Source organism: Yoonia sp. JB2-21 (assembly GCF_055693545.1).
Genome location: NZ_JBVFUC010000001.1, coordinates 2,572,153 through 2,593,847, shown reverse-complemented (window position 1 = coordinate 2,593,847; position 21,695 = coordinate 2,572,153). Strand labels below are relative to the sequence as shown.

24 protein-coding genes and 1 other RNA gene are annotated in these 21,695 nt (G+C 56.3%); 16 read left to right on the top strand and 9 right to left on the bottom strand.

The genetic code is table 11. The annotated features are described in order from the left end of the window. Positions 1–61 precede the first annotated feature (61 nt). On the bottom strand, positions 62–592 hold the full coding sequence (locus ACZ1G5_RS13030) for a c-type cytochrome (RefSeq protein ID WP_472733251.1): 531 nt from the start codon (positions 590–592) through the stop codon (positions 62–64). Positions 593–701: 109 nt separating this feature from the next. Between ACZ1G5_RS13030 and ACZ1G5_RS13025 the strand changes: the two genes are divergently transcribed. Then, positions 702–1,550, top strand: coding sequence for a prephenate dehydratase (locus ACZ1G5_RS13025; protein WP_472733250.1), 849 nt, complete (start codon positions 702–704; stop codon positions 1,548–1,550). A 78-nt stretch (positions 1,551–1,628) separates the two neighbouring features. On the opposite strand, the gene ACZ1G5_RS13020 is transcribed toward ACZ1G5_RS13025, so the two are convergent. Beyond that, entirely contained in the window at positions 1,629–2,093 is a 465-nt protein-coding gene (locus tag ACZ1G5_RS13020) for an SRPBCC family protein (protein ID WP_472733249.1), read from the bottom strand. 24 nt (positions 2,094–2,117) lie between these two features. Continuing rightward, a complete protein-coding gene (gene nudC, locus ACZ1G5_RS13015; RefSeq protein ID WP_472733248.1) occupies positions 2,118–3,065 on the bottom strand; it encodes an NAD(+) diphosphatase in 948 nt (315 codons plus the stop codon). Between the two features lie 90 nt (positions 3,066–3,155). Here nudC and ACZ1G5_RS13010 point away from each other — a divergent pair, with 90 nt between their 5' ends. The 3 genes from ACZ1G5_RS13010 (at position 3,156) to rsgA (ending at position 6,365) form a co-directional block, all read left to right on the top strand. Next, positions 3,156–5,018, top strand: coding sequence for a bifunctional 2',3'-cyclic-nucleotide 2'-phosphodiesterase/3'-nucleotidase (locus ACZ1G5_RS13010; protein ID WP_472733247.1), 1,863 nt, complete (start codon positions 3,156–3,158; stop codon positions 5,016–5,018). A gap of 38 nt (positions 5,019–5,056) precedes the next feature. After that, positions 5,057–5,155, top strand: an RNA gene (gene ffs, locus ACZ1G5_RS13005) — signal recognition particle sRNA small type. 178 nt (positions 5,156–5,333) lie between these two features. Further along, complete coding sequence (gene rsgA, locus ACZ1G5_RS13000; protein ID WP_472733246.1) at positions 5,334–6,365, top strand: ribosome small subunit-dependent GTPase A; 1,032 nt, start codon at positions 5,334–5,336, stop codon at positions 6,363–6,365. A 36-nt stretch (positions 6,366–6,401) separates the two neighbouring features. On the opposite strand, the gene ACZ1G5_RS12995 is transcribed toward rsgA, so the two are convergent. Next, a complete protein-coding gene (locus ACZ1G5_RS12995) occupies positions 6,402–6,875 on the bottom strand; it encodes a protein-tyrosine phosphatase family protein (protein ID WP_472733245.1) in 474 nt (157 codons plus the stop codon). A 66-nt stretch (positions 6,876–6,941) separates the two neighbouring features. On the opposite strand from ACZ1G5_RS12995, the gene ACZ1G5_RS12990 reads away from it, so the two are divergent. The 5 genes from ACZ1G5_RS12990 to recR all read left to right on the top strand — a co-directional run bounded on the left by ACZ1G5_RS12990 (position 6,942) and on the right by recR (position 10,516). Then, a complete protein-coding gene (locus tag ACZ1G5_RS12990; protein WP_472733244.1) occupies positions 6,942–7,199 on the top strand; it encodes a DUF202 domain-containing protein in 258 nt (85 codons plus the stop codon). Positions 7,200–7,359: 160 nt separating this feature from the next. After that, on the top strand, positions 7,360–9,108 hold the full coding sequence (locus ACZ1G5_RS12985) for a DNA polymerase III subunit gamma/tau (RefSeq protein ID WP_472733243.1): 1,749 nt from the start codon (positions 7,360–7,362) through the stop codon (positions 9,106–9,108). Further along, positions 9,084–9,485, top strand: coding sequence for a hypothetical protein (locus ACZ1G5_RS12980; RefSeq protein ID WP_472733242.1), 402 nt, complete (start codon positions 9,084–9,086; stop codon positions 9,483–9,485). The genes ACZ1G5_RS12985 and ACZ1G5_RS12980 overlap by 25 nt, the downstream gene beginning before the upstream one ends. Before the next feature lie 15 nt (positions 9,486–9,500). Further along, the gene (locus ACZ1G5_RS12975; protein WP_472733241.1) at positions 9,501–9,845 is read left to right on the top strand and encodes a YbaB/EbfC family nucleoid-associated protein; all 345 of its coding nucleotides are present in this window, start codon (positions 9,501–9,503) and stop codon (positions 9,843–9,845) included. A gap of 77 nt (positions 9,846–9,922) precedes the next feature. Next, positions 9,923–10,516 carry a recombination mediator RecR gene (gene recR, locus ACZ1G5_RS12970; protein WP_472733240.1) on the top strand — a complete coding sequence of 198 codons (594 nt, stop codon included), beginning with the start codon at positions 9,923–9,925 and terminating at the stop codon, positions 10,514–10,516. On the opposite strand, the gene ACZ1G5_RS12965 is transcribed toward recR, so the two are convergent. Beyond that, complete coding sequence (locus ACZ1G5_RS12965; RefSeq protein WP_472733239.1) at positions 10,513–11,433, bottom strand: LysR family transcriptional regulator; 921 nt, start codon at positions 11,431–11,433, stop codon at positions 10,513–10,515. The genes recR and ACZ1G5_RS12965 overlap by 4 nt on opposite strands. A 91-nt stretch (positions 11,434–11,524) precedes the next feature. Between ACZ1G5_RS12965 and ACZ1G5_RS12960 the strand changes: the two genes are divergently transcribed. Beyond that, entirely contained in the window at positions 11,525–12,148 is a 624-nt protein-coding gene (locus tag ACZ1G5_RS12960; RefSeq protein ID WP_472733238.1) for a class I SAM-dependent methyltransferase, read from the top strand. Between the two features lie 53 nt (positions 12,149–12,201). On the opposite strand, the gene ACZ1G5_RS12955 is transcribed toward ACZ1G5_RS12960, so the two are convergent. Further along, on the bottom strand, positions 12,202–12,963 hold the full coding sequence (locus ACZ1G5_RS12955) for a DUF1013 domain-containing protein (protein WP_472733237.1): 762 nt from the start codon (positions 12,961–12,963) through the stop codon (positions 12,202–12,204). 117 nt (positions 12,964–13,080) lie between these two features. Here ACZ1G5_RS12955 and ACZ1G5_RS12950 point away from each other — a divergent pair, with 117 nt between their 5' ends. Continuing rightward, complete coding sequence (locus ACZ1G5_RS12950; RefSeq protein ID WP_472733236.1) at positions 13,081–13,731, top strand: ribonuclease T2 family protein; 651 nt, start codon at positions 13,081–13,083, stop codon at positions 13,729–13,731. Between the two features lie 69 nt (positions 13,732–13,800). Here ACZ1G5_RS12950 and ACZ1G5_RS12945 read toward each other — a convergent pair whose 3' ends face one another. Together ACZ1G5_RS12945 and ACZ1G5_RS12940 are read right to left on the bottom strand one after the other, a co-directional pair. Beyond that, positions 13,801–14,085 carry a hypothetical protein gene (locus ACZ1G5_RS12945; RefSeq protein WP_472733235.1) on the bottom strand — a complete coding sequence of 95 codons (285 nt, stop codon included), beginning with the start codon at positions 14,083–14,085 and terminating at the stop codon, positions 13,801–13,803. A gap of 146 nt (positions 14,086–14,231) precedes the next feature. Then, positions 14,232–15,005, bottom strand: a complete 774-nt coding sequence (locus tag ACZ1G5_RS12940; RefSeq protein ID WP_472733234.1) for an alpha/beta hydrolase — start codon at positions 15,003–15,005, stop codon at positions 14,232–14,234. A gap of 66 nt (positions 15,006–15,071) precedes the next feature. Here ACZ1G5_RS12940 and ACZ1G5_RS12935 point away from each other — a divergent pair, with 66 nt between their 5' ends. The 5 genes from ACZ1G5_RS12935 (at position 15,072) to ACZ1G5_RS12915 (ending at position 20,603) form a co-directional block, all read left to right on the top strand. Next, positions 15,072–16,550 carry an NAD-dependent succinate-semialdehyde dehydrogenase gene (locus ACZ1G5_RS12935; RefSeq protein WP_472733233.1) on the top strand — a complete coding sequence of 493 codons (1,479 nt, stop codon included), beginning with the start codon at positions 15,072–15,074 and terminating at the stop codon, positions 16,548–16,550. An 81-nt stretch (positions 16,551–16,631) separates the two neighbouring features. After that, positions 16,632–17,129 (top strand): hypothetical protein, encoded by a 498-nt coding sequence (locus tag ACZ1G5_RS12930; protein WP_472733232.1) that lies wholly within the window; start codon positions 16,632–16,634, stop codon positions 17,127–17,129. 385 nt (positions 17,130–17,514) lie between these two features. Then, positions 17,515–18,051 (top strand): RNA polymerase sigma factor, encoded by a 537-nt coding sequence (locus ACZ1G5_RS12925; protein ID WP_472734331.1) that lies wholly within the window; start codon positions 17,515–17,517, stop codon positions 18,049–18,051. After that, positions 18,048–20,156, top strand: a complete 2,109-nt coding sequence (locus ACZ1G5_RS12920; protein WP_472733231.1) for a vWA domain-containing protein — start codon at positions 18,048–18,050, stop codon at positions 20,154–20,156. Before ACZ1G5_RS12925 ends, ACZ1G5_RS12920 begins: the two co-directional genes overlap by 4 nt. A gap of 138 nt (positions 20,157–20,294) precedes the next feature. After that, on the top strand, positions 20,295–20,603 hold the full coding sequence (locus ACZ1G5_RS12915) for an ankyrin repeat domain-containing protein (RefSeq protein WP_472733230.1): 309 nt from the start codon (positions 20,295–20,297) through the stop codon (positions 20,601–20,603). A 27-nt stretch (positions 20,604–20,630) separates the two neighbouring features. On the opposite strand, the gene ACZ1G5_RS12910 is transcribed toward ACZ1G5_RS12915, so the two are convergent. Next, a complete protein-coding gene (locus ACZ1G5_RS12910) occupies positions 20,631–21,581 on the bottom strand; it encodes a serine hydrolase domain-containing protein (RefSeq protein WP_472733229.1) in 951 nt (316 codons plus the stop codon). Positions 21,582–21,695: the final 114 nt, after the last annotated feature.

Below are 21,695 nucleotides of genomic sequence, written 5' to 3'. Positions count from 1 at the left end.
TTCCATGAAAAAAGGCCGCCCCGACGGACGGCCTCGTTTGCTTTTGTGATGGCAGCGACGCTTAGCCGCCAATCGTTGCCAGATAGGCAATCAGGTTTGCACGATCTTGCGCATCGCGCATCCCGTTATAGCTCATTGCTGTGCCGGGTGCGTAGCTGCTTGGCTTTTCCAGGAACGCGTTCAGGTTTTCGGGCGTCCAAATGTCGGCCGCTTCGATCAGCGCGCCGGAATAGTTAAAATCGTCATAAAACTGCACTGGGCGGTTCACGACGCCCGCAAGTGCAGGGCCGGTGCCGTGCTGGCCGGCCTCAAGCGCGTGGCAAGATCGGCACCCGCGCCACAGGCCTTCACCGTCTTCGGCGCTCGCTGATGCGTACACCACTTCGAATGGCACTTCCTCGACAACTTCTGCGGCGTCGCCTTCCGCGCCAGCGACCTCAATGACGTAAGCCTGCGCATGATCCTTACCGTGTCCGCCGGAATGATAGATTTCTTCTGCAAGCCATGCACCCAGCAAAAAGACAAGAAAAGTACCGCAAAGACCACCGATGATTTTGGTCGTTGTCATTGTGTCGAACATGTCGCGTTCCATTCAGTTCAAAGTTTCACGGGTATCTATCCGCTTCCAACAGTTGGTTGCAAGGTGTACTGCCGCGACCAAATGCCTATTTTTGTAGGGTGACGACACGGAGGTCACAAAGATGTCGCAGAAAATCGCTTTTCAAGGTGAGTTGGGCGCCTACGGGCACGAGGCTTGTGTCACTGCGCGGCCTTCCTACGACCCCCTGCCGTGCAGCACGTTTGAAGCTGCGATTGATGCTGTGCGCAGCGGTGCGGCCGATCTTGGCATGATCGCCGTGGAGAATTCGACCTACGGCCGCGTCGCCGATGTCCACTCCTTGTTACCCGAAAGCGGTTTACATATCGTTGATGAAACCTTTGTGCGGGTCCATATCAACCTTCTTGGCAAACCAGATGCGACATTGCCTGACATCAAAGAGGCCCACGGTCATCCGGTGATCCTGCCGCAGTGTGGGGCATTTTTGCGCGACAATGCGATTACCGCACGGACAAGCTCTGACAACGCACGCGCGGCACGCGAGGTGGCATCCGGTGATGACCGCAGCGTCGCTGCACTCGCCTCCGAACTGGCAGCCGACATCTACGGGCTCAAGGTGCTGGCCCGCCATATCGAGGACCATGCGCGCAATACCACAAGGTTCCTGATCATGGCGCGCGAACCTGACTACATGCGACGTGGCGCTTCAGGGATGATGACCAGCTTCGTATTCCGTGTGCGCAACATCCCGGCGGCCTTGTACAAAGCCATGGGCGGCTTCGCGACGAACAGCGTCAATATGACCAAGCTCGAAAGCTACATGGTTGGCGGTGAATTCACCGCCACGCAGTTTTATGCAGAAATCGAAGGGCATCCAGACGACGCAAACGTGACGCTGGCTCTCGAAGAGTTGGGATACTTTACTGATCATTTGCATGTGATGGGCGTCTACCCGGCAGCGGCGCGGCGGCACGAAAAGAGCGAAGACTAGGTCGAAGGACACCCTTGAAGCAGGGTGCAACGGACATCCTCGTCCAATATTCGATTTAACCCCGGTGATCGCCTTGGTCTACTGTCCGCGCCGATAGTCGTCTTCGACATTTTCTGCATAGTCCAAGACCCGGGCCTTGAACCGCTTGGTCATTTTTGTTTTGGCAAGCTTGAGGGATTGCAACAACAGTCGTGCGGTTAGGGTTTTTGCGCGCATATCAAACGCTACCAACACCCGCGTGCGCGTTGCCGACAATGCCACCAGTTCAACCTGTGTCATGGCCTGCAATCCATCAGAGTGGCTTTCGATCTCAATCGCCTGTTCCGGTTCAAGTTTGGTCAACTCGGCTTGCACCTTGCGCGGCCGACTGCGGAATTCAAATGCAACGTCCCAAATTGTGCCCAGTTTCGCGGCGCCGTCGTTGCGGCAACTTACAGATGCGCCTTGCCGCAACGCCCGTCTTTCGAAAGCCGCGAAATCGCTCACCCTGCGGTAAACATAGGCAATTGGCGCTTCGATGTCTTCACGTGTACTCAGCTTCATCTGGATCAATCCTCACAGCTGCGGCTAGTCAAGCCGATCTGATAGCCAAGCCTCAAGCAAGAAATGCGCAATCGCACCTTTGCGCGCGGGCAGTAGCTTGGGGTGACTGCCAGCAAAGGCGTCGGCCATCTCTTCGCGGGTCACCCACATCGCATCCTCGATCTCGACAGGATCAATGGCAAGTTCTTTGCCCAAAGCTTCGCCTGCACATCCAAACATCAAAGACGCAGGAAACGGCCACGGCTGGCTTGCAAGATAGGTCACTGCACCAACCCGCACCCCAGCCTCTTCAAAGACTTCGCGGCGCACGGCGGCCTCAATCGTCTCGCCTGGTTCAACGAAGCCAGCCAAAAGTGAATACATCCCCTCCGGCCACCCCGGAGATCGCCCAACAAGTACAGAGTTTCCATATGTGATCAACATAATCACCACCGGGTCAGTCCGCGGGAAATGATGCCCGCCACATGACGGACAATCGCGTTGCCAGCCACCCATTGCCATCACGCTTTTGGCGCCGCACACCGCGCAATATTGATGCGACGCGTGCCATCCCATCACAGCCTTTGCCGTTGCCGCAAGTTCGGCATCCCGTGCAGAAAGGCGGGTCATGATGGCGCGCAACTCTGCGAAAACAGCATTAGGCAGCGCTGGGTGGCTTTGCTCGGACGGGTCCAGAAAACGATCAAGCGTTTCCGTGTCGAGGTCTTCGGGCGTCCAGCCAGATAGATCAGCGGCAAAAACCGGAATCCCATCTTCGCGACCAAGAAATATTTTTGTCTCTGCCGCGTCGATCATAATGGGATGATCCAATGGGATGCGCAGCAAATAATCATTCAATATCATAGGCTTGCCACACCACAACAAGATCGTTCGGCTATCGGATTGTGCCAACATTTGATCTGTTTGGGTACGCAATTCTGCGGCGCGATCAAGGCCGGAGCTACCGAATGTCACTGTCTCTGCAATTCTCATTTCATCGGGATGACATGGACCCTCAGAAAGTGCAATTTTTTCTGCCAAGTCACTGTGGTAGATACCTCAAACTCCCGTTAAGGTTGTGTTATGAAAATTCGTTCTTCAGCCAAGTTCAGATCCAGCGCACCTGTGGGGCGATTGCGGCTGTTGGAAACGACAGACCTGCATATGCAGCTGTTGGATTATGATCATTTTTCCGACAAACCGGATACCCGAATGGGATTGCTTGGTCTGGCCGACAAGATCGAAGCGTTACGCAATGATCAGAGCACCACGACGCTGCTTTTTGACAATGGTGATCTATTGCAAGGCAATCCTCTGGCGGATCAATTAGCGCAAGATCAGCGGGCAAATGCTGTTCACCCAATGATCGGTGCCCTGAACTTGTTGCAATATGATGCCATGACCTTGGGAAATCATGACTTTGACTATGGTCTAACATTCTTGAAAGATGCTTTGGCCGGTGCGGCATTTCCGGTCGTTAATGCGAACATCACCTGCGCCAATGATACTATGCTCGCAAAGCTGTTTGTTGTGGTCGACAAGAAGATCCTTTGTGATGATGGACAGCGGCGGACTATTCGGCTGGGGGTCACTGGATTTTCCCCACCGCAAGTCTCAGAGCAGGTAAGCAGCAATGAACACGATGCCATCCATGTTGATGACATTGTTGATGCCGCTCGGGCAATTGTCCCGAAGATGCGTGCTGCTGGAGCGGAGCTTATCATCGCTCTTTGTCATTCCGGGATTGGCGCAACAACGCATCGCCGGCGCATGGAAAACGCAGCTGTGCCGCTTGCCGCAATTGACGGCATCGACGTGCTGTTGATGGGACATACGCACGAGGCCTTTCCTGACCCAACGCAAAGCAGTACTGCTGCAATCGACTACAAAAACGGGACCTTGCACGACAAACCTGCCGTCATGGCAACGTTTTATGGCACGTCTCTGGGTGTCATCGACCTCGCGCTGGCATGGGATGACGAGGCTTGGCATGTCGTAAACCACCGATCCTATCTTGAGACTTCGGAAGGCGCGCAAGGGGCTGACAGCCTAATGCAGCAGAAGTTGAGAGCCCTCGTCGCAGATCCGCATGCTGCAACCATCGACAAGATGCGACAACCCATCGCTTATACCGATGTGCCCATCGCCAGCTACTTTGCCACCGTACAACCGGATCTGAGCCAACAAGTTCTTGCACGGGCAATCCAGCAAGCAACGCAGTCGATGGTGACCGCCGAGGGATTTGACCCGCTACCAGTCTTGGCTGCGAAATCATCGTTCCGATTTGGCGGACGCGGAGGGCTTGGACATTACATCGACATTCAACAAGGGCCGATTACGCTGCGCGACGCCGCCGCGATTTTCCCTTTTGCGGACAGGTTATGCGCCGTACGGCGCACCGGGCACCAAATCAAAATGTGGTTGGAACGCGCCGCCGCACACTACAATCAGATCAATGAAGGCCAATGTGACCAACCGCTTATCAATCCACACAGCGCGGCCTACAACTGTGACACTATATTTGGATTAACATACGAGATCGACGTGACGCAGCCGTCGCGCTTTGACACCGTAGGGCAACTTATCGATCACAACGCAACACGCATCAGGAACATTTGTTATGGTGGCAGGCCTGTGCTGGACACCGACCTGTTTATTGTCGGCACAAACAGCTTTCGTGCGACCGGCGGCGGCGGCTTTCCCCCGGTTGCGCCCGAAGATATCTTGCATACGTCTGCCAGCAGCTTGCGGTCGTTACTGATCAACTATCTGAGCGATATCGGAACATTCACCCACAAGGTCGAGGCAACATGGTCGTTCACGCCAATAGCGAAAGCCAGTGCCGCCTTTGAAAGCGCCCCACAAGCAATGGATCACTTGACCGGGCCAATCAGCCATATTGGCCCCGCCAAAGACGGGTTTGAGATGTATCGCATCCGTTTCTGACATCTTGCGGAGCGCGCCAAACAAGCCTATATCACCTTTGAGAGGTTGGCGCGGGCGAGCGCCTCGCCAACCTGGTCAGGTCCGGAAGGAAGCAGCCACAACGAGCCCCGCTTGGGTCGATGTCCAGCCTCTCACCCATCGTTTGCACGCAAAGTTGGGACTATAGCCACATCCAGCAAAGGAGGATGTTTATGATTGTCGCGAGAAACGCCCTCCCGGTCCGGGTGCGCTGAAGCTATTTCCGCCCCCTCGTCCGGTTCCCGCTGATTGCCATTGGCAGCCAGCGAAACATACGCCTTTGACGAGGACAGATCATTGACAGACTTGACACGCGACGCCCTTGGTTGGTCGCCCTACTATATGTCCCAGCTCGAACTTGAAGAGCTGGAAACACTTATCCCTGCCCGCATTGCCACGGTCCACCGCGACCGGGTTGTGGGGTTTTCTGAAGTTGGCACGCTCGAACTCACCCTTGATCCTGGCATCACCACCGCCGCCGTTGGGGTTGGCGATTGGGCCCTTTGCGCGCCAGAACAACATCGATTGATCCGGGTGCTGGACAGGCAGACCGAGCTGACGCGCGGCACTGAATACCACACTGGCGAAAAGCAACTGATTGCCGCCAATCTTGATACGCTCTTTATCACCTCATCTTGCAACAACGACTTCAACCCAGCCCGGCTCGAACGCTATCTTGCGTTGGCGCATGACGCGATGATTACGCCTGTCATCCTGCTCACAAAAGCCGATCAATCCGACGATCCAGAGGCATACATTGATCAGGCCCGGATTTTAGGGCGCAATCTGGAAGTGATCGCGCTCGACGCCAAGAACGATGACGTTCCGGGTATTCTGGCACCATGGTGCGGCAAAGGGCAAACCGTCGCTCTTGCGGGATCTTCCGGCGTTGGTAAGACGACGCTGGCGAACGCATTGACCGGTGGCAATGCCGCGACGCAAGCCATCCGCGAAGATGACGCGCGTGGTCGGCACACAACGACCGGGCGGTCGCTGCATCAAATGGGTACCGGCGGCTGGCTCATTGACACTCCGGGCATGCGGGGATTGGGCGTTGCAGAGGTCGCTTTTGGGATTGATGCGACCTTTCCGGAAATCTCAGAACTTGCTGCAACCTGCAAGTTCCGGGATTGTGAACATGAAAGCGAACCTGGTTGCGCCGTGCAGGCCGCTATTGAAAGTGGCGATGTGGACCCGGACCGGCTCAAGCGGTTCAAAAAGCTAAAGCGCGAAAATCAGCATGCGACCGAAACCATCGCACAAGCACGAGACAGGTATCGCAAGCTGGGCAAAATGTACCGCTCCGCCGTCAAGAAAAAAGGGCGTTAGACTGGTCGGTTGGGGCAGACCCTAATCCGCCCCAACCTAACCCAACAGGGCCCAATCCATCTGTGCATCCGTTTCGACCGCGCAAGGCCGCACCTTCCGCAACCGCGCAAGTGCTGTGTCACCATTTTCCCCGGCAGCTGTCATTAGTCGCAACGCGATCATGCCTGACCTGCCACACCCTCCAAAACAGTGCACCAGAACCCGCCCTTTCTGCGCCAGGACTTTGATCGTACGATCTCGTACATGAGGCCAGTTCAGGTCATCCGGCACACCAAAATCGGCAACAGGCAGATGCATCCAAGCGATACCTTCATTGGCAAGATCCGTGCCAAGCGTTCCTGCACCCTTGCGCTCTAGCTCCGCCATCGTCGTCATGGTCAAAACCAAATCTGGGCGCCACGCAATCAGGCGTAGCCAGTCTGGATAGTAATGCCGCGTGCGACCGGGCATTGGCGAGATCGCCAATTCTCCGTTTGCGACAGGTAAACTATGGATGACAAACTCGATCATGACGTTTTGGTCTTTCCATCTGGCTGATGGCCTCGCCTTTGCGCACGTAGCCGCTACACTATCGTTATGGAACAAAAAGACCAACAAGCGCAAAAGCGTACGGAATGGGCTGAGGATCGAACGATCATGGCCAATGAAAGAACCTTCTCCAGCTGGATGGGGACAGGTCTCGGGGCGATTGGCGTCGCGATTGGGCTCAAGGCCGTTTTCGGTGCATTCGAACCAACGTGGGCCGCGAAACTTGTCGCGACGCTGTTCCTTGGTGCGGCGATAGCGGTTTTTGGTCTGCGCGGCATCAAGCATGCAAGACGCTGGCCCGCCTGAGCGAACGGGACATTGAGGCCACACCGTCGCGCAACTTCACGATGCTCGCTGGCGTTATGACGGTTGCGGCGATTGGGACCGGGATCATCCTTTGGTCATTGTGATGTACCGGGCCTGCCCTTACGCTGTCGCAAGCTCCGATTCCTAATCCAAGGCCATCATGACCGACCAGCCTCAATACCAAGTGCTTGCCCGAAAGTACCGGCCTGAAACCTTCGCCGACATGGTCGGGCAGGATGCAATGGTGCGCACACTGAAAAATGCGTTCGAGGCTGACCGGATCGCGCAGGCTTTCATCATGACCGGCATTCGTGGCACGGGCAAAACGACGACAGCGCGGATCATCGCCAAGGGCATGAACTGTATCGGGCCCGATGGCACAGGCGGCCCGACCACTGAGCCTTGCGGGAAATGCGAACATTGCGTTGCGATCATGGAAGGTCGGCATGTCGATGTCATGGAAATGGATGCAGCCTCGCGCACCGGTGTCGGTGATATCCGCGAAATTATCGATTCCGTGCATTACCGCGCCGCCTCAGCCCGGTTCAAGATCTACATTATCGACGAAGTTCATATGCTGTCGAAGAATGCATTTAATGCGCTTTTGAAGACGCTGGAAGAACCCCCAGAGCACGTCAAATTCATCTTTGCTACAACCGAGATCAGACAGGTGCCGGTTACGGTGCTGTCACGTTGCCAACGCTTTGATCTTCGCCGGATTGAGCCAGAAGCCCAGATTGCCCTGCTGCGCAAGATTGCAACTGCTGAAGGCGCGGACATTACCGATGAAGCACTTGCGTTGATCACGCGCGCAGCGGAAGGCTCTGCGCGCGACGCGCAATCGCTTTTGGATCAAGCCATCAGCCATGGTGCAGGCGAGACCACCGCTGACCAAGTGCGCGCAATGCTGGGGCTTGCAGACCGGGGTCGGGTGCTTGACCTCTTCAATATGATCCTGAAAGGCGAAGCCGCCGCAGCATTGACTGAACTGTCTGGTCAATATGCTGATGGCGCCGATCCTATGGCAATCCTGCGCGATCTGGCGGAAGTGTGTCATTGGATCAGCGTGATCAAGATCACGCCAGAGGCAGCAGAAGACCCCACCATCAGCCCCGACGAACGCACCCGCGGGCAAGCAATGGCCGCTGACCTTCCCATGCGGGTGATGTCACGGATGTGGCAAATGTTGCTCAAGTCTCTGGAAGAGGTCGCGATGGCACCCAACGCCATGATGGCCGCGGAAATGGCGGTGATCCGGCTTACCCATGTGGCTGACCTACCAAGCCCCGAAGAACTTGTACGCAAACTGCAAGACGCAACACCACCGCCAAGTGGCGGCCCGTCTGGTGGAAGGCCCGCACCACAAGGCGGCAACACACATGCGATTGCAGGGACACCAGTGCCAACACATTCCGGCCCCGGCGGGCCTTCTGCATCCGGCGCTCAGACGGCTGTCGCCTTAGACACCGATCCGCTTCAACACTATGCGCGGTTCGAAGACGTCGTTGAACTGATCCGCACCCACCGTGACGTCAAGCTGTTGGTCGAGGTCGAGACAGGTTTACGGCTGGTCAGTTACCAACCTGGCCGGATCGAAGTAAATCCGACAGACGATGCGGCGCGCGATTTGGTGGGCCGGTTAGGGGCGCGCCTGCAAGCATGGACCGGTAACCGCTGGGCAATCAGCGTCGCTGACGGCGGGGGCCCCACGATCGCCGAAACGCGCGATGCCGCGGAGAACGCCCTGCTGCAAGAGGCGCAAGACCACCCGCTGGTTCAGGCCGTCATCGCCGCCTTCCCGAAAGCCAAGATCACGGAAATCAGGACCGAGGCTGAAAAAGAACAAGACGCCTTGGAAGATGCGCTGCCTGAAGTGGATGATGAATGGGACCCATTCGACGAAGACTGATCCGGGGGACAGCGCTGTTCTGCCCGACCGGGGCCTTCGCAGAAGTCTGCAGCCAAGAACGCCCGAATTGGGACGGCTTGCCTGTCACCGCTTTGGACGAATTCCTTATCGTCATGCAAACACCAATCGTTTTGTTGCTGGTCATCATCACCGCCCTCGTCATCCGGTTTCGCCACGAATGGGGCGGATTGCTCGTGGTTGTCGGCTGGAGCCTTTCGACCTATTTGGTCATCGACTGGGCAGGCACCGATCCGGTTCGCACAACCGCGATCAACGAAGGCTGCATCGGCAACCCTGCAATTTTCATAGTCGTTGCTGTCGCGGTATGTATCAGTGTAGTGCTTTACACAGCACCCCTCAAACGGGACACGAAATGACAGGAGATCAGTGAAATGCTCAAAGGATTAGGCGGGCTGGGCGATATGGCCAAGATGATGAAACAGGCGCAGGAAATGCAGGGCAAAATGGCCCAGATGCAACAAGATCTTGAGAACGTCATGGTCGAAGGTGTCAGTGGCGCAGGCCTCGTCAAAGCGACAGCGACAGCGAAGGGAGAACTCAAAGGCCTTGATATCGATCCGTCCATCTTCAACGGCGATGACAAGGAGGTTGTCGAAGACCTGATCCTGGCCGCGATCAAAGACGCGCAAGGCAAGGCAACTGAGCGTGCTCAGGAAGAGATGAGCAAGATGACAGAAGCGCTGGGGCTACCTCCGGGCATGAACTTGCCTTTTTGAGCAGCGAAGAATTTTCGAATGAAAATTCTTCAGACAGAACAAATTTCTAGAAATTTGTTCGCCACACTGTGAGCAACATGACAAACGGCACTGAAGACCTAGATAACCTGATTGCACTGATGGCCAAACTGCCGGGTCTTGGCCCACGGTCCGCCCGCCGTGCCGTGTTGCATCTTATCAAAAAACGTTCGCTTGTCTTATTGCCACTAGCTGATGCAATGCAGCGGGTTGGTGCGACGGTGCGCGAATGCCTGAACTGCGGCAACGTCTGCACGACCGATATCTGCGACATCTGCAGCACCGAAAAACGCGCGACGGGCCAGATTGCAGTCGTCGAAGACGTTGCAGATCTTTGGGCGATGGAACGCGCACAGGTGTTCAAAGGGCGCTATCATGTGCTTGGGGGCACGCTGTCCGCGCTGGATGCCATTGGTCCCGATGAATTGCGCATTCCCAAACTGATCGACCGGATCAAGGCCGAGAACGTGACCGAGGTCATTCTTGCGCTGGGCGCCACAATAGATGGGCAAACCACAGCACATTACATCGCAGATCAGCTCCCCGGCGTCACGGTCACGTCACTGGCACAAGGCGTGCCCGTCGGCGGTGAGCTTGACTATCTTGACGATGGCACAATCACGGCTGCATTGAATGCGCGCAAGGCGCTTTAGGCTTCGTTCAGCGTAGCGGACATACCGCCGGGGCCTGTGAACGCCGCCGCAAGCGCATCAAAGACAGTCCGAATGCGCCGGCTGGTGCGCAGTTCGCGGTGCGTGGCAAGCCAGACGGGAAACACAATCGGCTCTGCATCGGTCATAATGCGCTCGACCCCGCGCGTGTCGGGCCAAAGCCCGTTGGGGCCAACCATCACTCCTAGACCAGCACGCATCATCTCCCACATCACAATGCCGCTGTCGGACTTGGCCTTGAACTGATCGGGTGACAAATCGATCCCCCGCTCCGCCAAGAATTGAAGCATTTGGGTCGTGTCGCGAGGCCCTACAAACGTATGCTGTCGTAGCTCCGCAGCGGTGCGGGGGCGCCCGTGCAAATCAAGATATTCTGTGGCCGCATAGTAACCCGCCTGCGCGTCAGTTAGCTGGCGCGCGATCAAGTCGGGCTGGTCAGGACGAATATGCCGGATCGCAATGTCAGCGTCGCGCCGCGTCAAATCTTCGATCCGGTTCGATGCTACAATATCAACGACAATACCCGGTGCCTCTTGGCGAATTTTCTTGAGGATCTGAGGCAAAAACCCAGCAGCCAGCAAATCGCTCGCCGTCACCGATACATGTCCAGCCACATCCTGCGACTGACCTGATGCCGCCATAGAAATCCTGCTTGCCGCGTCCCCCATGGCCTGCACATGTTCAAGCAAATCCTGACCCGCGGTTGTGATAACAAGGGACCGGCCGGCCCGTTCAAAAAGTGTGACCCCAAGATCATCTTCAAGGGCCGAAACCTGCCGCCCCAAAGTCGGTTGTGTTGATCCCAATGCACGCGCCGCTGCGCTGAGAGAGCCTTCCTCGGCGGTCGCAAGAAACGCCCGGACTTGGTTCCAGTCAAAAGAAACGGCCTGCCAGTTCATGCGTTTATGTATATCTGACCTGTATATTTTGGCAATTTATACGCAGTGAACGTATGGATACACTGATAAAAACACAATCAAGGTGCGCTGGATGATGGCCAATTCTTCGTTTTGGGACAAAGCCGCGAAAAAATACGCGGCATCGCCCATCAAGGACATGCAGGCCTATGAGGATACGCTGGATCGCGCGCGCCTCTATCTGCACCACGATAACCACATGCTCGAAATCGGTTGCGGGACCGGGACGACCGCGCTGACCCTGTCAGACACCGTCCGACAGATCACGGCAACTGATATCTCCGGTAAGATGCTGGAGATCGCTGAACGCAAACGCGACGACAAATCTATCGCCAATGTAAGGTTTCTGAAGTCTGAGGTCACACAGCTGCTTGCTGATGCACCCTTTGATGCCATCTGTGCTTTCAGCATTCTACACTTGGTCGATGATCTGCCAGAGACCTTGATGCATTTGTACAAACAGCTAACGCCGGGCGGCTATGTCATATCAAAGACGGCGTGCTTGCGAGACATGAATGTCTTCATTCCCATCATGGTCAAGATCATGACGTTCTTCGGCAAGGCACCGCATGTTCTGCTTTTCAGCGCTGACGAGCTGGAGCGCGCTTTTCGACAGTCAGGGTATGAAGTTGTTGAGACTGGTTACTTTGGCAAGAATCGTTCCACGCGTTTCGTCGTAGCTCGAAAGCCGGCCTGAACGAAAAGAGCGCCCCGAAGCCGGAGCGCCCAGTATCCTTAACGCATCAAACACTAGTCTTTGCTGTCGTCGTCATCATCCGGCAAATTGAAGAAACTATCAGCATCTGCAACATCGCGATCATCCGCCGCTTCTTCTTCGCCGTCTTCATCGCGTGGATCAGACAGGCTGAATGTTTCCAGTCCCACCATCGCCGCCGGCATCTTCGGCTCAACAGGCATCCCGAGAGACTGCTCAGTGCTTACCAGTTTGCGACGCTCATCGTCAGACATGACCGCGCCTTCTTTTTCTTTCTTGGCGTTCGCCTTTTGCACAGCTGAATCCAATTCAGACTGTTTGCACAGGCCCAAGGCCACCGGATCAATCGGTTCGATGTTGTTGATGTTCCAGTGTGTTCGCTCACGGATCGCCTGAATGGTAGGCTTGGTCGTGCCAACAAGCTTGGAAATCTGACCATCGGTCAATTCGGGGTGGAACTTGACCAACCAATAGATTGATGCAGGGCGGTCCTGACGCTTGGACAGGGGCGTATACCGGGGGCCACGGCGTTTTTCCTCGCCCGCAGCAGCCGCATAGAATTTCAGCTTCAGTTTGTGGGTCGGGCTCGCTTCGGCTTTGTCAATCTCTTCTTGGGTCAGCTGGTTGTTTGCAATCGGGTCAAAGCCCTTTACGCCGGTGGCCACATCACCATCGGCGATACCTTGTACTTCCAATTCATGAAAACCGCAGAAGTCTGCGATCTGCTTAAAGGTCAGCGTGGTATTGTCGCAAAGCCAAACAGCGGTGGCTTTGGCCATAATCGGTTTATCGGACATACTTCTCATCTCCATCATATCAACAGACAAGCCTCTCCCGCGCCCTTAAGTTGGGCAGACTGTGTTAACAGCCGGGTTCGCATTGTCGAGGAACTTGGCGTGTATATAGTGGCGCATATGAAAATTGGAAAGATCAAAAAGCGGGTCATACTTGCACTGTTTAGCATCATTGCGACCCAAGCGGCCGCGCAGGACCGCGCTGGCGAGTTCGACTACTACGTGATGTCGCTGTCATGGTCGGCGAACTGGTGCGCGCTCGAAGGGGACGCCCGCGCTTCGCCGCAATGCGATCCGTCGGCGGATTTTGGCTGGATACTTCACGGTTTATGGCCGCAGTATGAACGCGGCTACCCCGCAGATTGCACCACAAGCGAACGCTCACCTAGCAGGAGAGAGACCGCCGCGATGGCCGACATTATGGGAACGTCAGGTTTGGCCTGGCATCAGTGGCGCAAACATGGGGTTTGTTCAGGCCTGTCCGCGGATGACTACTACGCCCTGTCCCGCGAAGCATACGCCCGGATCACAAGACCCCAAGTGTTGCGCGACCTGACGCGTGCAGTTACTTTACCAGCCTCCCTGATCGAAGACGCGTTTTTGCGCGACAACCCGGGCCTCGAAGCTGATCAGATCACCATTACCTGCAAATCTGGCTACATTCAGGAGGCGCGGATTTGTATGACGCGTGATCTGGAACTGCGTGACTGTGGCCGTGATGTTGTCAGGGATTGCAGCATGCAAGACGCGCAATTCGATCCTATTCGGTAGGTCGCAAAACGAAAAGCGTCGAAAAACGACGCTTTTTCAAAATCTTGAAAGTCACGGGCCCAGATATACTCAGGAATTTGTGGGTTCCTGTTCAGACGCCATCGTCGTGCCGTCTTTCAGCGTAATGCTGCCGCGCGTATCCTGACATTTTGGCGTGCCATCACGGTTCAGGCGTGGTGTCATGAACCCTTCCAAGCCGTCATCAATATACCAATGCTGGCACCCATCAGGATCAACCCACACATTCGCAACGCCATCTCGTAGAAAGCCGCCATCAATGCCACCGTCGGTCACACCTGAGTCGTCACCGACCCGTTCGCATGCCACCAGCGCACCAGTTGCAACCACCATCATCAAAAAGCGTGAAACACCCATTTTTCGATACCATCCCTTAGTGCGCGATTCTGCGCTTCTTTGCATTGAAACTACCATATGTTGAGAATTGGTGTAGGTCTACAGGGGCAATACAGCCCCGGACGTCAAACCAAGTACCGGCAGCCCTAGGCCAGCACTGCCCGCGTTAGTGCACTGTCCGGGTTTGCCAGGCCCTCCACGACACTGAAGTGGTCATGCCCGTCCTCGACCACCCCATCGCATCCCCATGCATTCACCAGAACCTTGGCTTGCTCCAAGAACGCCGGGCGCTCATTCGCCCCAACCCAAACGGTCACCGGCACGTGCGGGCGCGGCAGGTGAATGGGGCTCTCGGTCTGCACTTCTGTCGTGTCGATCTTCAGATCTGCATTCATTGATGTCTGCATCAAAGGCGCAAGATCCGCCACTGGAGAGATCGGCACGACGTTTTCCAATCGATCCTGCCAGCGTAGCCCAACGCGCCGCGCCGTCATCCGCGCCACCAATTGCCCACCAGCCGAATGGCCCACAAGTCGCAATGGGCCGGGCACCCGATCGGCAGCCAGCGCAATCGCGGCTGCGACCTGCCGCCCGATCCCGCTGATACGTACGTCCGGACACAAGTCATAGGATGGCATCGCGACGGCCCAACCATGCGCCAAAGGTCCGGCAGCCAAATGCGACCAGAAAGATTTGTCAAATCGCAACCAGTAGCCGCCGTGCACAAAAACAACCAAGCCCCTCGCCAAGCGCGGTGGGTGAAACAGATCAAGCCGCGTGCGCGAACCTTCCCCGTAAGTCAGATCAAGCTCGCAGAGGGTGGCGCCGCGAAAGGCCGCCGCCGCACGCGCCCATTTATCAGGATAGGCGTCGGCATTTGGAATATAGGCCGCATTTGCGTACGCATCATCCAAATCCATGTCATTCCCCCTTTACGTCAATCCCTAGCTTAGGTCAGATGGCGCGCAAATCTAAGGGAGGCTACCATGCTTGACGACACCACCAACCTCAAATCAATGCTCTCGCGTCCCGATCTGGTCTGTGAAGATGCGTTCCTGGCCGGGAAATGGGTGCAAGCCACAAGCGGCAAGACTTTCACGGTGACCAATCCCGCACGCGGTGACGTGATCGCAAATGTTCCTGACCTGACACGGGCAGAAGTTGCAGATGCCATTGCGGCTGCTAAAGAGGCGCAAAAACCTTGGGCCGCCTTGGCGGCGAAGGAACGCACAGCCGTACTGCGCAAATGGTTTGACCTGATGATGGCCAATCAGGAAGACCTTGCGATCATTATGACCGCCGAACAAGGCAAACCGCTGGCCGAAGCCCGTGGCGAGATAGCCTATGGGGCATCTTTTGTTGAGTGGTTCGCCGAAGAAGCAAAGCGGATATATGGTGAAACCATTCCGGGGCACATGGCCAACAAACGGATCACAGTGATCAAACAACCCATCGGGGTGGCCGCCGGCATCACACCTTGGAACTTCCCTAACGCGATGATCGCGCGCAAAGTCGCACCCGCATTTGCGGCAGGTTGCGCTTTTATTATCAAACCGTCAGAGCTGACACCACTGTCGGCCTTGGCCATGGCCAAGCTTGCTGAGGAAGCGGGCGTACCTGCGGGACTGTTCTCGGTCGTGACCTCTTCGGATGCATCAGCGATCGGTAAAGAGTTCTGCGAAAATGAAACCGTGCGGAAACTGACCTTCACTGGCTCCACACAAGTCGGGCGTATCTTGTTAGCGCAAGCCGCCGACCAGGTCATGAAATGCTCGATGGAGTTGGGCGGCAACGCGCCCTTTATCGTCTTTGATGACGCTGATCTGGATGATGCCGTCGTGGGGGCGATCGCCTGCAAATTTCGCAACAACGGGCAAACCTGCGTCTGTGCCAACCGGATCTATGTGCAGTCGGGCGTTTATGATGCCTTTGCGGCGAAGTTTAAGGATGCCGTTGAAGCATTGTCTGTGGGCGACGGGATGGCCGAAGGCACGACGCTCGGACCATTGATCGAACCCAAGGCCGTCGACAAAGTGCAAAGCCACCTTGCTGATGCGTTGACGAAGGGGGCCGAAATCCTCACGGGTGGCAAGCCACATGATCTGGGCGGTCAATTCTTTGAGCCCACCATCGTCACCAATGCAACCAAGGATATGCTGGTCAGCACAGATGAGACCTTTGGCCCCTTTGCGCCGCTCTTTAAGTTTGAGGACGAGGACGATGTGATTGCACAAGCCAATGACACGATCTTTGGATTGGCGTCCTATTTCTACGCAAAAGACCTGTCGCGCGTTACAAAGGTCGCGGAGGCGTTGGAATATGGGATCGTTGGGGTAAACACCGGCATTATCTCAACCGAAGTGGCACCTTTTGGTGGGATCAAGCAATCCGGGCTGGGCCGCGAAGGATCAAGCCACGGGATCGAGGACTATCTGGAAATGAAATACATCTGCACGAGTGTTTGAGGTCGCACTTCAAGACAATGTGAAGGCTGATCATTCCGACTTGATGTATTGGCAAAGGATACACGACATAAGGGGCGGCAATTGAAAAAATCAGGCAAGAAGGGCCGTCCAGCGAAACCAAAGCGAAAGGCGGCATCCGCCACTACGCCAGCGCCAAAGAGCCGCAGGTCGTTCATGTCATTGGTTGGCACGATCGGCGGCACCGCAATTTTGTTTGGTGGGATCGGTTTTTGGGGTGCACGCACTGTGCAAGCGTCGATGGCTGAGCGTGACTTGGCAGCGGTCGGGCAAGGTCAGCCAACCATCGTGCAAGTGCACGATACGCAATGCCAGACCTGCATTGCGCTTCAGCGCGAGGTCCGCGCGGCACTGAAAGAGGTTGATGCACCCGATTTGGTCTACCGCGTCGCCGACATCAAGTCCGACAATGGTCTGGACTTTGCATCCCGCTATGGCGCGGGACACAGTACTTTGCTGTTCTTTGACGGCCAGGGAAGCCTGACACGCCGTTTGGTCGGACCCAATGACCGCGGGACGTTAACGCGCGCTTTTGAGGCACATTTAGAGGCCACTAATTGATGACTAAAATGTTTGCGGATAAAAGGACGTGCCCGGTTTAATAGATAGACCTTCCTGCCCCTGAGGATAGTCAATCGCGATGACAACGCTGCGTTCTTCTTGTCCTGTAGGGGTTTGCAACCGGAATTTGACCGGGAAACCCTTGGTTCGGCGGGGTTGCGGCAAAACCGCCATCTTTCGCATGCCAGCCCCGCTTCGGGCACGAACCAGTGTTTAGAGGGCAGACATCCAAATTTGGGGCGCCGTGATTTGATGTGCATAAGAAAAACCCTTCAACAAAAGGCTTTCATACCGCAAAAGAGTTGAAAAACGGGCGTCTTGCTAAAAAATCCGCTAGCGATGCCAAGGATTGACGTCTGACTTACGTCCAACCACCGTGATGCGCATGATGACAAGCGACGAAGATCTTGCAACAGCGGCTGCTTCCGGTGACGGGGCGGCCTTTGCCAGCCTGCTTGACCGGCACTATGACAGGCTCTTTGCGTTTTGCTTTCGCCTGACGGGGGCGCGGGCCGAAGCCGAGGATCTGACGCAGGACATCTGTGCGGCCTTGCCAGCCAAACTGGGCAGCTATCAAGGCCGTGCAAAGGTCACGACCTGGCTCTACCGCGTGGCGGTTAACGCTGCACACGACCGAAGGCGTAAACGCGCAACCTACGCAAAGGCATCCGAAGGTTGGGGAGACTGGGAAACTAACCGCACCGCCGCAATCAAAGATACATATGACCAATTGGATTGGCTGACCGCCGCGATGCGACAACTCAATGACGATTTGCGCGACACGTTGGCGCTCGTCCTCGATGACATGACCCACGCGCAGGCCGCCGAAGTGTTGGGTGTGTCGGAGGGCACGATCAGTTGGCGTATCTCGGAAGCCAAGAAAACGCTGCGTGCGATCAAAGAAAAGGAGGACGCACTATGAATGACGACCTCGACGACCTAAAAGCCATGATGGACGATGCAACCCCGCGTCCCGATGCGGCGCGGCGGGCCGAGAATTTGCGGCTCGCACAGAAAAATTTTGACGCGCTCCAAGGATCGCGCGATGCCGCGCGTCCCACTGCTGTAACCGGGCCAAAGGGCCTCTGGACAGGAGTGAAGACCATGCTGAATACAATAACCACCAAAGGCGGGCTGACCGCGACCACCGCACTTGTCGCTTGCGGATTTCTGGTGATGACCCCGCAAGGGCAGGATTTGCTGCGCCCACCATCGCCCCCGCAGATCACGATGACGGAGTTTGATGGGGTGGTTGAAGCACCGCGGATTGAGCGCGGGCCCGTAATGGAAGGCGATTTGAGTTCTGACATCATCACGCAGGAACCGCTTCGGCCTTCTTTTGGTCAGAAGATACAGGAACCGCTGATTGTTCCTGATCAGGAATCGGCTATTGCGGACATGTCACCTTCACCACGCGCTCCGGCGAATAACACCCGTCCACAACAGCAGTTCGAAACGCTCGACCAAGGCGGTGTCGTAGCCGAGTTGAGTGCGGATTCATCCGTCGCGTCCGAAAGTGATGATGTGATGCAAGCGATGCCCTCGACTGTTGAATCCGTTGCTCCCGCACCATCTTTGTCGGCACCTGTCCGCTCACGTGTCGCGGAACCATCACCGGTAATAATCCCACAACAAAACACCGAAACTTTCGCCAACGCGAACACAAACCCGCTACAAATCACGTCCGAGACCCCGGTCTCGACCTTCTCTATCGACGAGGACACCGCCAGCTACAGCGTCGTGCGCTCATCACTGTCGCGCGGCCAGCTACCGCCTGCCCAATCGGTGCGGGTTGAAGAGCTGATCAACTACTTCCCCTACGACTATCCCGCACCTGACGCGGGCGAGGCCCCTTTCCGCCCGACGGTGACGACCTTTCAGACCCCCTGGAATACCGACACGCAACTCGTCCACATCGCCCTGCAAGGTCAGATGCCCGCATTGGACGACAGGCCACCGCTGAACCTTGTTTTCCTGATCGACACTTCCGGATCAATGGATGACCCCACAAAACTGCCACTGCTCAAGCAATCCTTCCGTCTGATGCTGGACCAGCTGCGCCCCGAGGATGAAGTGGCCATCGTTGAGTATGCGGGCAGCGCGGGCCAAGTCCTTGCCCCGACCGCAGCCGCGGAGCGGACAACCATCCTGCAAGCGATCCAGTCTTTGGGTGCAGGCGGGTCCACCAATGGTCAAGGTGGGCTTGAACAGGCGTACAACGTAGCGGACGCCATGCGCACAGACGGTGAAGTCAACCGCGTGATCCTTGCCACGGACGGCGATTTCAACGTAGGCATCAATGACCCCGATGCGTTGAAGGACTTTATCGCGAACAAGCGCGATACAGGAACTTATCTCAGCGTCCTTGGCTTCGGGCGCGGTAATCTTGACGATGCGACGATGCAGGCCCTTGCGCAAAACGGAAACGGCACAGCCGCTTACATTGACACACTCTCTGAGGCGCAAAAGGTGCTGGTGGATCAACTCTCCGGGGCACTCTTCCCGATCGCGGGCGACGTTAAGGTGCAGGTTGAATTTAACCCAGCACAGATCGCTGAATACCGCCTGATCGGCTATGAAACCCGCGCCTTGGCCCGTGAAGATTTCAACAATGATGCGGTGGATGCTGGCGAATTAGGTGCCGGCCACTCTGTCACGGCGATCTATGAAGTGACCCCGGTGGGTAGTCCCGCACAGCTGAGCGATCCGCTGCGGTATGCGCCAAACGCCGTGGCTGCCACGTCAGGCGAGCTCGGCTTCCTCAAATTGCGCTACAAAGCGCCCGGCGACACCGTCAGCCAGCTGATTGAAACACCTGTTGTCGGCAGCAGCATTCCCGGCACCGAGGCGAACTTTGCAGCCGCGATTGCTGGGTTCGGACAGTTGCTTCGCAATCCGCAATATCTTGGCGACTGGGGATATGACGACGCAATCTCGCTCGCCAATGCCAACCGCGGCGCGGACAATTTCGGCTACCGCACCGAAGCCGTGCAATTGATGCGGCTGGCACAAAGCCTGTCACGCTGACGGGTGCGACTTTCACCTGCCCTATGTTCGTCATAGGGTGGGTGAAACCAACGAGATCTGAATGTCCAAAAAAACAAAACCCGACAATCCCTATCTGAAATCCTTGCCTCTTGCTCGGACACGCTTTTTCCCGCGCAAATGGGTCAGGCAGTTGTCGAGATCGATAGCGCTGATGCGGACGGGGATACCGCACTCCATGTGCTGATGTGGCGTGGTAATAACTTTGGCATCAAATGTCTGATCGCGGCAGGCGCGAATGTGAATGCTGTCGGTGACATGTCTGAAACGCCACTGCATATCGCGGTGCGTAAAGAGAATGTAGAGATCATAGTCCTCCTTTTGAACGCCGGTGCTGACCCGAATGCGTTGTCCGAATTTAATGAAACGCCAAGATCAATGGCTGACGCGCGTGGTGGTGACCTGCGTCAGCTTTTCGTTGGTCGGTAAGATCGGCAGTCTATTGATCGCGCCAGCCTATCCAATTTGCTGTTTTGCCACGGGCAAAACCTGTCTTTCGATCAATCGCTGCAGATCACCAAAATAACCGCCGCTGCGCGCCGGTCTTGTCGGATCAGAGGTGATCGCTAGCGTCATTTTGGCGTCTGGGGCAACGCAAATAATCTGTCCGCCATATCCGCGCGCCAAAGCATACCGAATGCCTGCGCCCTCCCCCAGAAACCAGCCATACCCATAGCCCAGACCTGAGAAAACAGACCGCGTGCGTGGCTGAAATGATCGCGAAATCCAATCGGCATTCAGCACGCGTTGGTCGCCCGACATGCCATCCTTGCGATACATTTCACCAAAGCGCACCATCGCGTCCAGTGTCAGCGCCATTTCATTCCCGCCCAGATACCGGCCTTGAGGGTCGCGTGTCCATGCAGGCACGTCAAACCCCAGCGGGTCCCCCAATCGCCGCCGCGCGAGTGTCAGCAACGATTGCCCGGACACTTCCGCCAAAACGGCACCTAGGATGTGAAACGAGCCGGTCGAATAAAGCATGCGCGATCCCGGTTCGGCCACAAAAGGACGGCCAAGCGCGTTGGCAACCCAGTTGTTACTGCTGACCCATTCGCCATAATTCCCACCAGACGTGCGTTCCAGACCAGCCTGCATCGTCACGAGGTTCTCGATCGTGATCTGACCAGTTCTCGGATCCGCCCCCGCTGGGATTAGACCCGGCGCGACCTGATCCAGTGTTGCGTTGATCGACGGCAACTCTCCCCGATCAAGGGCCGCGCCGGTCAGCGCGGCAACAATTGTCTTCGACACTGACTTGATCGGAACCGCACGGCTGAGCGCCGGCCCGCGAAAGACCTCAGACAGCACCGTGCGCCCCGACTGGCGGATCATCAAGGCGTGGCATTGATCCAGACTGCGTGCCGTACTGGCAACGCCATCCCAAAGGTTCATCTGGGCCAACATCGGTGTTGCTAGGGTTGCAAGCGTGCCTGATACAAATGTACGTCGTTTGATCAGCAATGCATCAATCCCTGTTTCGCGTACGGAGAGAATAGATCATCGTCTTAAACGTACCAC